Genomic DNA, 407 nt, shown 5'->3' with positions numbered 1-407 from the left:
CCTCCGGCGGCCAGCTCGGGCAGAGACGCCAGGGGCAGCAGCGACCACCACGCCAGCAGCGACCGCGAAGACACCGCACCCCTCGCCGCAGACAACCACCGGCCACCAACACCCGACAACACCGCAGACCCCACGCAGAACACCCCCAACCCACAACCCCACCCACACCCACCACACCCAGCGCACCCACCACCCGCAGACAACACCCGACCCAGCCCGGTCACCTACACAACACACCCCACCCACACCAGCCACCACAGGCAGCAAACACCGAAGACCACCACCCGACACGAGCCACCAACGGCAGTGAACGGGACTGTCAGGTAATCGGTGGATCTGGTTCTGACACATGGGATTAGTTGCTGGTCGGAGTGATGCGTCCTTCGAAGGTGATCGCGAAAGCGTTC

The sequence above is a fragment of the Rhodococcus sp. C26F genome (genome assembly GCF_053345925.1).
This window is presented reverse-complemented; position numbering follows the sequence as displayed.